The organism is Rothia sp. P5764 (assembly GCF_048512965.1).
Taxonomy (GTDB): domain Bacteria; phylum Actinomycetota; class Actinomycetes; order Actinomycetales; family Micrococcaceae; genus Rothia.
In genome coordinates this window covers 198,042-213,578 of record NZ_JBLXXQ010000004.1, presented here as the reverse complement: position 1 = coordinate 213,578, position 15,537 = coordinate 198,042, and the positions used below count along the sequence as shown (strand labels likewise).

The window sequence follows — 15,537 nt, the reverse complement described above, 5'->3', positions numbered from 1 at the left end:
TATGGCTGTTGTTGGTGTGACCGACGAGGGCAAATTGACTTTGGGGCAGAAGACCCTGAACGAGCATGGAAAGGATTTGTTAAAGCGAACAGAAACTCAGGTTTCACAGGTCCGTATAGTAGAATTCCTACTTTTTGCTGCCTTGATTTATGGCGTACCTGTTCCTGGCTTGGGCTTGCCTTTCAACCAGCTCATGGTCTTCATTATTGTCGGTTATGGCCTTACCAGAAAGTCAATTTTTTCTCTAGGCAGGTACTCGACTTTTTTTGTCGCACTGGGGATAATCCTGGTTTATATCGCCATCGTATCTGCTGCGAGTGACCCCAGCCTTTATGCCGCTGACGCTACGCGACGATTTATTCGTCTTGTGGCCACAACCGGGCTTATTTATGTGATTGCGGTAGGGAGAATACATCTTCGCTCCGCTATCCTTGGCTATTCCACAGCACTTTTTATCAATGCTGGCTTGTTCTTTTCTGGTCTTGCACCGGACACCTACGGGGGCTACCTTACCGGGTATCTTGGGGATAAAAATTATGCTGGTTTGGTTCATGCCCTTTTTGCTCTTTTGGTGATGACCGTCTATTCAAAGCGCTGGCAGCAGATTGTGGGGCTGGCAGTTTCCTGTCTTCTGTTGTGGGAGACAGGCTCAAGAACCTCTCTGGCGGCCTTGCTTTTTGCCTATCTCTGGATTCTCATTGCGCCGCGTTTTCACCCAATGATCAAGGTCTTGCTTCTGGGGGTTTTTTACTTCCTTCTGAACTTGGTGACCGAGGATTATGCTGATGCAAAGGTCTTTGGTGACCGATCTGGTAGTGATGCCCTACGCGCCCGCATTGACGAGATGTCATGGACTAAGGTTCAAGAAACCGGCTTCTTTGGACAGGGGCTGGGGGAGGCATACGTCTATGATTCCGCTGAAGATAGGACTTGGTTTTTCCACAATTCCTATTGGTCTGCTTTTGTCGAGGGTGGCTGGATTTGGGCTCTTGTTCTTGTTTCACTGACCCTATTTGTTGCTGTGCGCCCCCTGAGCAGGCAGAGAAGGGATGAACCCCTCTATAGAGTACTTGCCCAGGGTGTGGGCGTTGCCTTGCTGATTTGCGCTTTCAGGTTGGGCGAAGTCTTTTATACGTTGCCTTGGGCTATCTGCATGGGCTATGTGCTACGTGCAGCGGTTACCTCATTGCCCGCGAACTCCAAGGTTAAATTATTTGGCTACGATAAGGAAATCAGGAGTTTGAGGAAATGACCCAACCATATGACGCCTCAATTATAGTTTGCGTGAAAAATGGTGGTTCCAGTCTGGGGAATCAGCTCGAAGCGGTGGCTAACCAGAGAATATCTCCAGGGGTAACCTATGAGGTTATAGTCGTCGATAATGGTTCGACTGATGAAACTTCGCATACCATAAAATTATGGTGCCAAAAATATACCTCAAAGTTTAGGATAAAGACTTTTAGTCAGCCCGACCTGCAGGGGATTCCAGCGGTTAGAAATTTTGCTGCCTCACAGTCAGAGGGAGAAACTATTCTCTTCTGCGATGCGGATGATGAGGTATCTCAGGACTGGGCTCAAGCTTTTGTTGAAGCTACGTTAGGGCGTGAGGTTTTAGCTGGAGGACTCATTGAAGCCTATGACTCCAAAGAAGTACTGCACACTGACTTCTTTCCGAAAGGTTTAATGCAGACGGCATACCTACCACATGTGGGTAACTGTAACTGCGCAATTAGCCGTTCTCTTTTTTTTGCGGTAGGAGGATACGACGAGTCATTACCGAAATACGGTTTTGAGGATGTTGACCTGTCGTGGCGTGTGCAGCAGGCTGGTTACCCGGTAGAATTCGTGGAGAAAGCTCGCATAAAGTTTAGAATTAGCGGTTCATCTGCCTCATTTAAAAAGAAATTTATCTTGGGCAAGGGCAGGGTTCTCATGGCCCGCCGGTACCCTCAATATGATTCTGCCTCTTATAATTTTTTCTACTGTATAAAAAAAGTTTCTTCAACATCAGTTAATCTAGTGAAAAATATTCTAAGAAATAGGGTGATTAGCAGGCGTGATATCTCCTTGGTTGTATCGAGTCTAGGTAATTTATACGGTTCTGTATATTACTCCGGAAAAGGCAGCTGTGATCTGAAGCCTCGACTCATGGAAAATCCAGGAGAATAAATTGAAGATTGTTATTGCTTCAAACCATGGGGCCATAGGCGGCGGTGAAGTCATGCTTCTGAACGTGGCTCGCGCTCTGCGTTCATTAAGGCATGAGGTCACGATTTTGAGTCCGACTGAGCCGGGTGAACTTCTAGATCTTGCAAAGGACGAAGGGTTTTCAACAATTTCCCTAGAAGCAAGGGACAGAAAATCTTACATGGCACAGCTTCGTGTTTGGCGGGCATACCATAGGGATGCTTTTCTGTGGTGTAACGGTCTTGCGCCGTCTCTGGCTACGGCTGGGGATCAAAACCGGCTAGTACACTTACATCAGTTACCTACCGGCATCCAAAAATTTGCTTATGGAGTAGCTAAAAAAGGTGCTCGTCTCGTGTTGGTGCCCAGCTATTATGTCGCAGAGCGTGTGCCCCGTTCTGTAGCATTGGAAAACTGGGTTGCGGAGGTATCAGATTCCCCCAAAGTTCAACCACAAAAATCCCATGTTCGTATCGGTTTTTTAGGGCGTCCTGCTCTCATTAAAGGGACCCATACTTTAGCTCATGCGCTTAAACTGCTCAATGATTCTGGTGATAGACGGTATGAGTTACTTATTGGGGGTGAGGCAAAATTTATTGATGCCTCTAGCCAAGAGAAGGTGAATCTGGCTTTAGATAACTTGGGGGACAAGTGCCGTCTGTTGGGTTGGGTTGATCCCGGTGAGCTCTTTTCTCAGAGCGATATTCTGGTTGTTCCCTCAGAAGTGGATGAGTCGTTTGGGCTGGTTGCAGCTGAAGCTATGAGCGCCCGGATGCCCCTTATCGTTTCAGATGCAGGTGCCTTACCTGAGGTTGTGGGACGTGACTACCCCTGGGTTTTCCGGCAGGGCGATAGCTTACAGCTGGCGGAGATGATTCTTGCCTTAGATGAGATGGCGAGTGAAGATTTCTCAGCTTGTCAAGATCTCTTAAACAGGAGTTACTGGCGGTGGTTTGAGAACTATTCTCCCGAATCTGGTAAGGCCAGAGTTGCCGAAATTATTAAACGAATAGAAAATACGGACTGAAATTATTATGACAACTTATCAAGCCGCCGTTATTATCCCAAGCCGCGGGGGAGCGCCCAAGTTGCACTACCCCTTGGATGCCTTAGAAGCTCAAACCGAAAAGAACTTTCAGGTTATTGTCGTCCTTGATGGCGATATCGACAATTCAGCGGCTGTTGTCCAGCGCTATATTGACCGTGGACGGCTTAACCTCAGCATGATTGTTTTTGACCAGAACCAGGGGAGGGTCGCTGCCCTGAATGCAGGCTACCGGGCCGCCGACGCCGCTATTTTGATACGCTGCGATGACGATATCGAAATGAACGAGGAATACATTTCTAGACACATTGCGTATCATCAGGAACAGCCTCGGCGTGCTGTGATGGGTCTTGTGCACAACATCTTCCCCGATACCCCTCACGCTAAGTTTTATGGACATTACCGCGATCAAAGGTTCAGGGACGATGCCTATTCATCGGACCCCGCAGGCTGGTGGCACTACTGGGCTGCCAACTGCTCAATGCCCTCCGAGCTTTACCACACGGTAGGTGGCTATGACCCGCGATATCGTCTCTACGGCTGGGAAGACGTTGATATGGGCAAGATGCTCGCCGATGCTGGGGCAAAGTTTGTTCTTGCCCGTGACCTTGAAGTAAGGCACTATATTGCGGCAACAACAACTGCAGGAAAAGCTCGCAGAGCGCTCTTTTCCGGTTCTGCTCGAAATATATTTCTTGAAAAACACGGTCAGGATGCGCTGAAACCAATAAAACCCTCAGGGGTTTGGGGGTTTGCAGTGAGGTTTATGGCCCAGTTTATGACAGAAAGAAGCGTAAACTATCTGGGAAATCTAGTTGACTGGCTGGCCCCGCGGGTGCCTGCCCAAATAGCTGAAAAGATTATTGCTCTCGTCGTTGAATCCTCCAGCTATGCTGGTACAAGATACCCCCACCGTGCACAAAAAAATTTCTAGCTGAAAGAAGAACCCACCCCCATGCGTTCTCGTTCTACTTCTGCGGCAGAGGCAAGCTACCCGGTCGCAATAGCTCACGACTACCTCACCCAGCGTGGTGGTGCCGAGCGGGTAGTTCTTGCCCTGCACAAGGCCTTCCCTGACGCTCCCATTTACACCACTCTCTATGACCCAGAGAAGACTTACCCTGAGTTCAAGAACTGCACCGTTATCACTTCTCCCCTTAACAAGGTGGGTCTCTTCCGTAAAGACCACCGCCTAGCGCTACCGCTACTTCCCTTCTTCTCGAGCAGACTCAAAGTTGATGCTGAGAGGGTGATCGTATCGTCAACCGGGTGGGCCCACGGGTTCAACCTTCCCACACAGAGCCTGATTTATTGCCATTCTCCTGCCCGCTGGATTTACCTCACGGATCAATATATGGGCAGCAGCATGAATAAGGCCATTGAGTTAGGTTTTAAAGCCTTGCGCCCCTTCTTGCGTCGGTGGGATCAGCGCGCTGCTGGCAGGCATGATCACTATATAGCCAACTCCAGCATCATCCAGCAAAGAATTTTTGATGTCTACGGCAAACAAGCTAGGGTAATTTTCCCCCCACATTCTATGGATTCAAACGGTCCTCTGAGTCCCATCCCGGGTCTTGAAGACTTCATGGCAGATGGCTACTATCTGCTTGTTTCCCGTCTGCTACCTTACAAAAATATCCAGCATGCCGTCGAGGCTTTTGCTGGGCTCGACCAGAAACTCTTGGTCATCGGTTCCGGCCCGATGGCGGATGAGCTTAAAGCGATGAGCACCCCCAACATAGCTTTTGCATCTGAACTTAGCGATGAGCAGATGCAGTACGCCTATGCTCATGCGCGAGCTCTGCTAGCGGTCTCTCACGAAGATTTCGGGATCACCCCGCTTGAGGGTGGAGCCTTCGGTAAGCCCACCATTGCCCTGAAAGCAGGTGGCTTCCTCGACACTATCCGTGAGGGAATCACCGGTACCTTCATCGACCTGCCAACAGCCCCTGAGATCCGTCGGGCTGTTGAAGACTTTCGTCCCGATGACTACTCAGCCCAGAGAATCCAGGAGCATATCTCCCAGTTCAGTGAGGAGCGGTTTATCCAGCAAATCAGGGAACAAGTCAAGCAATAGTGCACCGGGTCTTAAAAGGAGAGGGCGGGTAACAGCTAGCTGTTACCCGCCCTCATCAGTTTTAGGTATAGTCCGTGAGCTCTAGAAGGTTTTGCCGGACTAACGAGTCCAGAAAATTGAGGACGCTATCTGCCACGGTTTCACGGGGCACACCGTAGATATCTTGCATATCAGCGATAATCTCTTCGGAACTACGGGGAGAGTCCAGAATCTCCCATATCAAGGCGCTGGGCCCGCGAAGAACAGAAATCTCCGAGGTCAGCAGATTCGCTACATAGGTTTCATCATCTGCGCTTTGCCCACTCTCGAACCCCATGATGAAGCCGATATGGTTCGCGCGGCTGTATCGCATCGTTTGTTCCTTCATGACTTCTTTTTCCAGAAGATAAACCGGGAGAAGAACTTCTGACGGATTTCTTCTTTGGTGGGTGGGTGCCCTAGCTCCATGGCGAGATGATCTTTATTAACCATCACGATACTGAACACCACCCTCGTTTTTGCTCTGAACCCTTTGGCATGCATGAACCGGGCCTTCCACCGGATATAGGTTGAGGTCTTTTCCGATACTGACTTCCAGAGCAGATAGTCAGGGTGATCCCTGAAACTGTCCAACTCCTGCAGCGCAGCCGCGAAAGCAAGTTCAGCATCCAGCGCCGGTAGACGATCTCTCATGTCCTGCCACTGACCGGGGGAGAGGGTCTTACGAAGATACTCAATATCGGCCTTGTACTCATTTTCGGAACGCGCCCCGTGTACTACAACAAAAATACGGGAGTCGGTTAGAGAAGGCAGGCAGCAGGGATAATGAGCTATCTCCCGCGTTCGCCGTTGTTGCCAGAGAGTTTCAAAGGCTGAGCCTTGAGCATCACCGATTCCAGGGAAGTACCGGTGGATGTCAACAAGCCCCCATGACCCGTGGTAGAGGGTCATAGCATGTTCAAAGATTGACCCTGTCTCAAATCGAGCAATGATTTCCCAGCCATCACTCTGGGCAGCTTCTATGAGCTTCTGTAGGTGCTCAGGCCGGACCAGCAAATCAACATCTGTGCTAACCCTACCCTGGCGGTAGACCTCCTGCGCAAAGGCATAACCCTTCACATGCAGAATATCGATGCCGTGCCGGTTAGCTAAATGCTGAAAATAAGCATGAGAAAGGCTGATACGCAATGCAAGGGGAACATCAGAGACAGCTGATGTTTGGGCACTTTGTTCTTTTGACATAGACCTTACTCCGATAATCCCTGGACTATAGAGTTTATGCCAGTCGCTACATAAACGACTGGCATAAAACTCAACTCACTGCACTATTTGAGTTCTAAGACTCCTGGGGTGCGGACTCAACTGACTTAGCTGAGCTTTTCTTCCCCTTCTTGGATTTTTTCGACTTGGTGGTGTCCTGGCCGTAGTAGCTGGTGTAACCCTTATTGGAGCTGTAGGCGAAGCCATAGTAGGAGTTACCCAGACCCGTGCGGGGAGCCTTATTGATGACGACTCCCAGGATTTTAGCGCTGACCTTACGCAGGTTGGCAGTAGCTTCTGCCAGGTTTTCCTTGCGGGTCTTGCCCACGGTACCGACCAGCACAACACCGTCCACAGCAGTTGAGAGAAGGACCGCGTCGGTAACAGGAAGGACCGGGGGGACGTCAACAATGACAACGAACTCGCCGGCTAGCTCAGCGATGAGCTGACGCATTTTCTCGGACCCTAGGAGCTCTGAGGGGTTGGGGGGGATGCGGCCGGCTGGAAGAATGAAGAGCTGAGAGTCCTCAAACTGGCGAACGGCATCGGCAAGTTCGACCTGGCCAGCTAGCACCTGGGTCAGACCCACCTTAGAGTCAATTTTGAACTTTTTGGCAATAGTAGGGCGGCGAAGATCAGCGTCGATAATAATAACCGGTTCACCAGCATCGGACAGGGCCCGGGCCAGGGAAGTCGATACGGTTGATTTACCTTCACCGGGTTCGGCAGAGGTCACAATCAGCGAACGAGGGGGGTTATCGATATTAACAAAGCGCAGATTGGTGCGCATCTGGCGGATAGCTTCTTGTGAAACATGATCCTTACCTGCCTTGAGGATGTTCTCCTCATCAAGCTCGTCTGACACAGGCAGTACTCCCAAGATCCCAGCTTCGGTTGCTTGAGTGGCATCGTTGCGAGTGCGGAGCTTGGTATCAAGGGTTCGGCGCAAAAGGATAGTTACTAGAACTAGCCCCAGGCCAGCGGCAGCGCCGGTTAGAACCAGCTTCTGGGTATCCGGGCTTACCGGACGCTGGTTAAGGCTGGCATCCTCAAGCGGGATAACCTTTACGCTGCTTGAGCCTTCCATGTCGTTAACAACTTTGGCTACAGCTTCCAGCGAAGAGTTGGCTAGAGCCTGGGCCGTCTCGGGGCTTGACCCTGTGGCTGAGACCTTGATGAGTGCGGAGTTGGAATCAACGCTTGCGGAAAGATTGCCTTGGACCTGTCCCCGGCTCAGGTTCAGGTTGGGGTTGGCGGCGACGATCTCCTCAGCAACAGCACCGCTATTAACCAGGGCTAGGTAGGCGTTAGCTTTCTCCTTGGCCGCTGTGGATCCGGCTATGACATCCCCAATACCGCTGCCGTCCCCAACGGTTACATAGCCAGTTGACGACGAGGAGTAAACCTTGGGCTGTAGGAGGGAGTAGCCAAAGCCCAGCAAAGCCCCGATCAGGGCTCCTACTATGAGAAATTTTAGATTGGCGCGTAACATTCGCACGAAGTCAAGTATGGTCATCAGTAACCTAAATGTGAGTTTAAAGCAGTTGAAAAAGAATAAAGTTTGTTTTGATTCTAACAGCAGCTGTTTGGCAGTCCTAGGAGTCAGAACTCATCCCAAGACACCAGCAATGTTAAATATCTCTTATTTGAGAAGGCCCAGCAGGTACTTGCCGTAACCGCTTTTAGCGAGAGGTCGTGCAAGTTCAGCAAGCCGGTCGTCATCAATCCAACCCATGCGCCACCCAATTTCTTCGGGGGCACCGATGGAAAGACCCTGGCGGGCCTGAACCGTACGGACGAAACTTGTTGCATCGGCAAGAGAGCCAAAGGTCCCTGTATCGAGCCAAGCTGTTCCGCGCGGAAGAACTTCAACCTGCAATTTGCCTTGCTCTAGATAGATCCTATTGAGGTCGGTAATCTCTAGTTCGCCACGGGGGGAGGGCTTAATGGCCTTTGCGTATTCAATAACCTTGTTATCGTAAAAGTAGAGGCCAGGGATTGCGTAATCACTTTTAGGAATTTCTGGCTTTTCTTCAATAGAAATAGCTCTGAAATTATCGTCAAATTCAACAACACCGTAGGCAGTGGGGTCTGCAACACGGTAACCAAAAACAGCGGCACCATCCACATCATTGTATTTGCGGAGCTGATTGCCCAAACCGGGGCCGTAGAAAATGTTGTCACCGAGCACAAGGGCTGCGGTGTCATCTCCGATATGGCTTTCACCCAGAATAAAGGCCTGAGCAAGTCCATCAGGAGAGGGCTGAACCTGGTAGCTGAAATTGACACCGAACTGCGAACCATCACCGAGAAGCCGCTTGAACTGCTCCTGATCTTGGGGTGTTGTGATAATCAGGATGTCTTGGATTCCGGCCAACATAAGGGTCGAAATGGGGTAGTAAATCATCGGCTTGTCATAAACAGGCGTGAGCTGTTTGCTGATGCCGAGCGTAATGGGGTGGAGGCGCGAACCGGTACCCCCTGCGAGTAAAATTCCCTTCATAGTTTCCATTGTGGCATGAACACCACATCTCGTGGGGCTAACATAGCCTCTACTTTGAGGTGATTTACCACTATTGTTAGCTTCATGGGAAAAATTCTTGTTACCGGCGGTGCCGGCTTTATCGGCTCAAACTTTGTTCACTATCTTCTTGAAAAAACTGATCATAGTGTTCTTGTCCTCGATAAAATGACTTACGCCGCCAATGAAATGTCACTGGCTGGCTTGCCTGCTGACCGGTGTGAAGTGGTTAAAGGTGATATCGCAGATATGGACGTCGTCAGCCCTCTGGTGAGAGAGGCTGATGCAGTCGTCCATTATGCGGCAGAGTCACACAACGATAATTCCTTGAACGACCCCAGCCCTTTTATTCATACTAATCTGGTGGGTACGTTCACCCTCCTAGAGGCCGTGCGTCAGCATAAGACCCGCTACCACCACATCTCAACCGATGAGGTTTTTGGTGATCTTGAGCTTGATGACCCCGCTAAGTTCACTGAGACTACCCCCTATAATCCCTCCTCACCTTACTCTTCAACAAAGGCCGGTTCTGACCTGCTGGTGCGTGCCTGGGTACGTTCTTTCGGTATTGAAGCAACTATCTCTAACTGCTCCAATAACTACGGCCCCTACCAGCACATCGAGAAGTTTATTCCTCGCCAGATCACCAATATCCTGGCAGGTATCCAGCCTAAACTCTACGGCCAAGGCCTGAACGTCCGCGACTGGATTCACGCATCAGATCACTCCAGCGCTGTTCATACAATTCTGGAAAAGGGCGCTATCGGTGAGACCTACCTCATCGGTGCAAACGGTGAAGAGAACAACATCACGGTGCTTCGTACTATCTTGCGCCTGATGGGTCAGCCTGAGGACGCTTTTGAGCACGTTGTTGACCGCCCCGGTCACGACCTGCGCTACGCCATTGACGGCACCCGCCTGCGCGAAGAACTTGGTTGGGAGCCGCAATTCACCAACTTTGAGGCTGGGCTTGCTGACACCATCGCCTGGTACACCGATAACCGCGCCTGGTGGGAGCCCCTCAAGGCTGAGGTTGAGGCTAAATACGCAAAGGCTGGTCAGTAATGCCCAAAGACCTTGCTGTTTACACCACCGAGATTCCCGGCCTGCTGGTCATTGATATTCCGCAACACGGTGATAACCGTGGTTGGTTCAAGGAGAACTGGCAGCGGGAGAAAATGTTGGCCGCCGGTCTGCCCGATTTCGGACCCGTTCAGAACAACATTTCCTTTAACGCCTCAGTAGGCACCACTCGCGGTATTCACGCTGAGCCTTGGGATAAGTACGTCTCTGTGGCAACCGGCCGCATCTTTGGTGCCTGGGTAGACCTGCGCGCCGGAGAATCGTTCGGTAAAACCGTGACCGTAGAACTCGGCCCCGACACCGCGGTGTTCGTTCCACGCGGTGTGGGTAACTCCTTCCAGACCTTAGAAGATAACACCGCCTACACTTACCTGGTCAACGATCACTGGTCGGTTGATGCCCAGTCCGAGTACTCCTTCTTGAACCTGGCCGATGAGACCGTAGCTATCGACTGGCCCATTGCTCTTAAAGATGCTGAGCTATCGGAGAAGGACAAGAACCACCCCCGCCTGGCTCAGGTAGAACCCCTTGCCCCCGCTCCCTTCCTGGTGGTTGGTGCCAAGGGCCAGTTGGGCCGTGAACTGGTCAAACAGCTTGAGGCAAGAGGTACTCCCTACCTGGCCGCCGGCCGTGATGAGCTTGACCTGGCCGACCCCGATTCGTGGGTGCAGGCCTATCGTTGGCGCTCTTTACGAGGCATCATCAACGCGGCAGCTTACACCGCTGTGGACCAGGCAGAGACCGCCCAGGGTCGGGCCGATGCCTGGGCTGCTAACGCCACCGGTGTCGCCGCTCTTGCCCGTGTCGCCGATCAGGCCGGGGTTCCGCTGGTACACGTATCCACCGACTATGTTTTTGACGGTAGCCTGCCACTGGGGCAGGAATACGCAGTGGATGCACCGCTGGCTCCGCTGGGTGTCTATGGTCAGTCCAAGGCCGCCGGTGAAATGGCGGCCCGCTCTGTAGCCCGCCACTATATTGTTCGAACCTCCTGGGTCATGGGCGATGGTAAGAACTTTATCGAAATCATGAAGTCACTGGCTGAGCGTGGCATCGACCCCACGGTGGTTGCCGACCAGCACGGGCGTCCGACCTTCACCCGCGATTTGGCCGGTGCCATTGTGCACCTGCTCGAAAATCAGTGTGACTACGGCACCTATCATGTCTCGAACACCGGTGATGTAGTGACCTGGGCAGAGATCGCTCAAGCTGTTTTTGAAGCAGGCGGGCACTCTGCTGACCGGGTAAGCCCTGTCAGCACGGCAGACTACTTCGCCAAGGCTGAGGTATTCGCGCCCCGCCCCACCAACTCCGCAATGGACCTGTCAAAAATTATCGAAGCGGGCTTCACCCCCCGTAATCACAGGGAAGCTCTTGCAGACTACTTAGGTAAGAGCATTTAGAGAGAGGTTAGGTTTTTTGAAGGAGCAAACGTTAGAAGTATTACGGCAGGCTAAACACCGCGCTTTTATCTTCAAGAAGAAATCTAGGTGGTTTTATCGCTCTTCAATTGGTTTTGGCTTGAAGAAATACTCTGCATTCGCGGGCTATTCCTACCAAGCTGAAAAGTATGAGAGGTGGCTTAATAAAGAGGGTACTTTGCGGTCCCCTACTTCCTCTACTTTCCCTGTAGACCATTTGAGGCTGTCGAGTAATCTTCCTACCGCCGAGAGCCTCCCAGTGCCTAAGAAACTTTACTTATTTTGGACTGGGGACAACCCTCTGACAAAAAACAGGAAAAATTCTTTCGATTATCTCGTAAAAAATAATGATGATATAGAAGTAATCCTGGTTTCGAATGATAATCTGAAGGACTTCATTGTTCCTGGCCACCCCCTGCATGACTGCTACTATGATTTATCTTTTGTGCATAGGTCTGATTACTTGCGTGCCTACTTTATGTACCACCACGGTGGCGCCTATCTGGATATTAAACCTTTCGAGGGTAGGGTCTCTCGGATGATTGATTATCTTGAAAATCATAAATCAATATGGGCCGTAGGCGAAGCAGAGGTCTATGGGACTGGGGAGATGCCCAAGGGGGGCGCGCTTCAGAGGGATTCAGAACTTCACTACTCCAGGACTCTTTCCCAAATGTGTTTTGCGTTTCGGCCTCAGACCGCATTTGCGGCTGAATGGCTTACAGAAGTTGAGAGAAGAATCAACTATTTTTCAAGCGACTTGGTTAGATTTCCTGCGCGAGGGGCAACTGGTACCGATAATCCAGATTATCCGGCCCCCTGGTTTTCGCTACTGAGTGCAATTTGTCTTCCCTTATGTCTAAAATATTATAATAAAATCTATGTTGGGAATTTTGTGGGTCTTAGGCCAGGGTCTATAGAATCTTACAGATGATAAGCGCTAAGCCCTGGGGTACTCTGTGTGTATTAAGTTGATTCCTTATCTATTCCATGGAACAATTGCCTTGGCTATCCTAAAGGTAGCTCTCAGGCCAAGGCAGTGGAATACCGTCTTATAGACGGTAGGTCCGAACCTGACGGTGGCTGGTTAGAAAGTGATTTCTGGCGCCAGTTCACTACACCACTTGGCGCATCACTCCTAACCATAGAAAGGATGGCTGACCATGTCAGATACCATCAAGATTTCCGCAACACCCCGCAACGACTTCGGCAAGGGCTACGCTCGTCGCATCCGCATGGCAGGCGACATCCCCGCAGTAATTTACGGCCACGGCGAAGAGCCCAAGCACGTTATCATGCCCGGCCACGCAACCACCCTGGCTGCTCGCGTTGACAACGCTATCCTCGAACTCGATATCGAAGGTGAATCACACCTTGTCATGATCAAGGACATCCAGCGTCACCCCATCCGCCCCGAACTCCAGCACCTTGACCTGCAGACCGTTAAGAGTGGCGAGCTGGTTCAGATTGAAGTTTCCATCCATGTTGAGGGCGAGCCTGTAGTTGGCGCTGTCGCAAACCAGACAGAAACCTTCCTGCTGGTTGAAGCAGATGCCCTCAAGCTCCCCGAGAGCCTGGTTGTTAACATCGAAGGTCGCGAAATCGGTCAGCACGTTCATGCATCTGATATTGAACTGCCCGCCGGCGTTACCCTGGTAGCAGATCCCGAACTTCTAATCGTTAACGTTTCTGAGCCCGAGGAACTTGACGTTCCCGAAACCGGCGAAGAAGGCGAAAACGCTCCTGAGGGTGCCGAAGCTGATGCCCTGGTAGATGAAGCTGAATAAGTTTAGAGGTTTCTAACCTCAGGGGTCTGCGTCGTAGCATTTACGGCGCAGACCCTCTTTGTATCATCAGCTCAGAAAGGTGAGTTACATGGCAGAGGCTTGGCTCGTGATCGGTCTGGGGAACCCCGGTACTGAGTACGCTGCAACCCGTCACAACATAGGTCAGATGGTCCTAGACCAATTAGCGCGTGAGGTTGGCGGTAGCTTTAAGAAGCACTCAAAAGCTCGTGCCCAAGTCCTAGAAGGACGTCTGGGCATGGGAGGCCCCCGCCTGATCCTGGCAAAGCCTCTAACCTATATGAATCTTTCGGGTGGCCCCTCGGCAGAACTCTCGCGATTTTACGGTATTGAGCCTGAGCGGATTATCGCAGTACACGATGAACTGGATATCCCCTTCGGCACTATCAAACTGAAAATCGGTGGGGGAGAAGGCGGGCATAATGGGCTCCGCGACATGACCAAGGCACTGGGAACCAAAGATTATTACCGGGTGCGTACCGGGATTGGCCGACCCCCAGGCCGTATGCAGACCGCAGATTTCGTTCTCAGGCCCTTCTCACAACTTGAGAAGAAAGAGCTCCCCTTTCTGGTGTCTGATTCGGCGCAGGCCCTTGAACTGCTGATCACTGATGGGCTTCTTGCGGCCCAGCAAAAATTTCACGTCAAGAGGGACCAGGCCTAGATGCTGTGAACTTGGAATAGGCCAGCCCCACCTAACTACCTTTCTTCCTTTTTTGGGAATAGGCTATAAAAGCATGCCGTTATACAGGCAGGATTCGAAAGAAGGGCAGATATCAGTGGCTAGCCAGTACCGCACCCCGGCCGGGGTGGAACTCACAGATGATCTTGTGGCCGAAGTGCGTAAGGATTTCCCGATTCTTGACCGCACGGTCAACGACCAACCGCTGATTTACCTCGACACGGGTGCAACGAGCCAGAATCCTCTTCAGGTCCTTGATGCTGAGCGCAACTACTATCTGGGCGCTAACTCTGCGGTTCACCGCGGTGCCCACACCCTAGCAGTTGATGCAACCGATGCCTTTGAGGACGCCCGGCGCACGGTAGCTGGATTCCTTGGCGCTGCGGAGAACGAGCTGGTATGGACCTCAAACGCCACCGAGGCCCTGAATCTCCTGGCTTACTCCCTGGGCAACGCATCTGACGGTATTGGGGCAGAAGCCGCCCGAGCTTTTGCGCTCAAGCCCGGTGATGAAATCATCACTACGGAGCAGGAACACCACGCCAACATTATTCCCTGGCAGATTCTTGCGGCCCGCACCGGGGCAACCCTCCGTTATGTCCCGGTGACGGCAGATGGGCTGATTGACTACCAGGCGGCGGAGAATATCGTCACAGAGCGTACCCGCGTCCTAGCTTTCACCCATGTTTCTAACGTTGCTGGCTCCATGACCGATGTGGCATTCATGGTCCAGCTGGCAGAGCGGGTGGGGGCGCTAACCGTTCTCGATGCCTGCCAGTCTGCACCCCACATGCAGGTCGATGTCAAAGCGCTCGGCGTTGATTTTGCGGTGTTTTCTGCGCACAAAATGCTGGCACCTACCGGCATCGGTGCCCTGTACGGCCGGCATGAACTTTTAGAGGCTCTGCCACCATTCCTCACGGGCGGGTCCATGATCACCAAGGTCACCATGACCGAAGCTGAATGGATGCCTGCTCCCATTAAGTTTGAGGCCGGTACCCAGCGGGTCTCCCAGGCTGTTGCCTGGGCCGAGGCTGTGCGCTACCTGCAACACCTAGGTATGGACCGCGTCCACGCCTGGGAAGCTCACCTGGGGCAGCTCCTAGCTGAGGGTGTGAGCCAGATTCCCGGTGTGCGGTTGTTGGGTCCCTCAGTGGGGCAGCCGCGTGCTGGGCTTGTCTCCGTGCATGTCGATGGGGTACACCCGCACGATGTGGGTCAGCTGCTGGACCAGCAGGGCATTGCGGTTCGTGTGGGTCACCATTGCGCCCAGCCCCTCCACCGCGCCCTAGGCGTCACCGCCTCAACGCGAGCATCAGCCTATATCTACACGAGCACCCAGGACGTTGAGCGTTTCATTGAAGAGCTAGCAAAGGTACGCCCCTACTTCGGGTATACCGACTAAGACCTGCTGTAGTCCCTTACCCTCTCCGCAAGAACCCGGGAGGGCGGGTGCTTAGTCTGCACCATTTCTAAG

15 protein-coding genes are annotated in these 15,537 nt (G+C 52.0%); 11 read left to right on the top strand and 4 right to left on the bottom strand.

The window, feature by feature from the left end; genetic code table 11:
• Nucleotide 1 precedes the first annotated feature (1 nt).
• Genes ACN08Y_RS07660 through ACN08Y_RS07640 form a run of 5 tightly spaced genes read left to right on the top strand, consistent with a single transcriptional unit; the run spans nucleotide 2 to nucleotide 5,309 of the window.
• On the top strand, nucleotides 2–1,252 hold the full coding sequence (locus ACN08Y_RS07660) for an O-antigen ligase family protein (protein ID WP_419112288.1): 1,251 nt from the start codon (nucleotides 2–4) through the stop codon (nucleotides 1,250–1,252).
• Nucleotides 1,249–2,169, top strand: coding sequence for a glycosyltransferase family 2 protein (locus ACN08Y_RS07655; protein ID WP_419112287.1), 921 nt, complete (start codon nucleotides 1,249–1,251; stop codon nucleotides 2,167–2,169). The genes ACN08Y_RS07660 and ACN08Y_RS07655 overlap by 4 nt, the downstream gene beginning before the upstream one ends.
• A gap of 1 nt (nucleotide 2,170) precedes the next feature.
• Nucleotides 2,171–3,214: a glycosyltransferase family 4 protein gene (locus tag ACN08Y_RS07650; protein WP_419112286.1), complete on the top strand. Its 1,044-nt coding sequence runs from the start codon at nucleotides 2,171–2,173 to the stop codon at nucleotides 3,212–3,214.
• A gap of 7 nt (nucleotides 3,215–3,221) precedes the next feature.
• Nucleotides 3,222–4,166, top strand: a complete 945-nt coding sequence (locus ACN08Y_RS07645; RefSeq protein WP_419112285.1) for a glycosyltransferase family 2 protein — start codon at nucleotides 3,222–3,224, stop codon at nucleotides 4,164–4,166.
• A 21-nt stretch (nucleotides 4,167–4,187) separates the two neighbouring features.
• A complete protein-coding gene (locus ACN08Y_RS07640) occupies nucleotides 4,188–5,309 on the top strand; it encodes a glycosyltransferase (protein WP_419112284.1) in 1,122 nt (373 codons plus the stop codon).
• 61 nt (nucleotides 5,310–5,370) lie between these two features.
• On the opposite strand, the gene ACN08Y_RS07635 is transcribed toward ACN08Y_RS07640, so the two are convergent.
• The 4 genes from ACN08Y_RS07635 to rfbA all read right to left on the bottom strand — a co-directional run bounded on the left by ACN08Y_RS07635 (nucleotide 5,371) and on the right by rfbA (nucleotide 9,051).
• Entirely contained in the window at nucleotides 5,371–5,676 is a 306-nt protein-coding gene (locus tag ACN08Y_RS07635; RefSeq protein ID WP_419112283.1) for a PqqD family protein, read from the bottom strand.
• Nucleotides 5,673–6,530, bottom strand: coding sequence for a nucleotidyltransferase family protein (locus ACN08Y_RS07630; protein WP_419112282.1), 858 nt, complete (start codon nucleotides 6,528–6,530; stop codon nucleotides 5,673–5,675). The genes ACN08Y_RS07635 and ACN08Y_RS07630 overlap by 4 nt, the downstream gene beginning before the upstream one ends.
• Before the next feature lie 94 nt (nucleotides 6,531–6,624).
• Complete coding sequence (locus ACN08Y_RS07625) at nucleotides 6,625–8,064, bottom strand: polysaccharide biosynthesis tyrosine autokinase (protein WP_419104453.1); 1,440 nt, start codon at nucleotides 8,062–8,064, stop codon at nucleotides 6,625–6,627.
• A gap of 126 nt (nucleotides 8,065–8,190) precedes the next feature.
• Nucleotides 8,191–9,051, bottom strand: a complete 861-nt coding sequence (gene rfbA / locus ACN08Y_RS07620; RefSeq protein ID WP_419112281.1) for a glucose-1-phosphate thymidylyltransferase RfbA — start codon at nucleotides 9,049–9,051, stop codon at nucleotides 8,191–8,193.
• Nucleotides 9,052–9,135: 84 nt separating this feature from the next.
• Between rfbA and rfbB the strand changes: the two genes are divergently transcribed.
• From rfbB to ACN08Y_RS07590, 6 genes are all read left to right on the top strand, one after another.
• Nucleotides 9,136–10,134: a dTDP-glucose 4,6-dehydratase gene (gene rfbB / locus ACN08Y_RS07615; RefSeq protein WP_419099854.1), complete on the top strand. Its 999-nt coding sequence runs from the start codon at nucleotides 9,136–9,138 to the stop codon at nucleotides 10,132–10,134.
• Entirely contained in the window at nucleotides 10,134–11,555 is a 1,422-nt protein-coding gene (gene rfbD, locus ACN08Y_RS07610) for a dTDP-4-dehydrorhamnose reductase (RefSeq protein WP_419112280.1), read from the top strand. Before rfbB ends, rfbD begins: the two co-directional genes overlap by 1 nt.
• 277 nt (nucleotides 11,556–11,832) lie before the next feature.
• Nucleotides 11,833–12,507 carry a glycosyltransferase gene (locus ACN08Y_RS07605; RefSeq protein ID WP_419112279.1) on the top strand — a complete coding sequence of 225 codons (675 nt, stop codon included), beginning with the start codon at nucleotides 11,833–11,835 and terminating at the stop codon, nucleotides 12,505–12,507.
• Nucleotides 12,508–12,736: 229 nt separating this feature from the next.
• Entirely contained in the window at nucleotides 12,737–13,360 is a 624-nt protein-coding gene (locus ACN08Y_RS07600; RefSeq protein WP_419099851.1) for a 50S ribosomal protein L25/general stress protein Ctc, read from the top strand.
• A gap of 88 nt (nucleotides 13,361–13,448) precedes the next feature.
• Entirely contained in the window at nucleotides 13,449–14,042 is a 594-nt protein-coding gene (gene pth, locus ACN08Y_RS07595; RefSeq protein WP_419112278.1) for an aminoacyl-tRNA hydrolase, read from the top strand.
• Nucleotides 14,043–14,157: 115 nt separating this feature from the next.
• Nucleotides 14,158–15,465, top strand: coding sequence for a SufS family cysteine desulfurase (locus tag ACN08Y_RS07590; RefSeq protein WP_419104458.1), 1,308 nt, complete (start codon nucleotides 14,158–14,160; stop codon nucleotides 15,463–15,465).
• Nucleotides 15,466–15,537 lie beyond the last annotated feature (72 nt).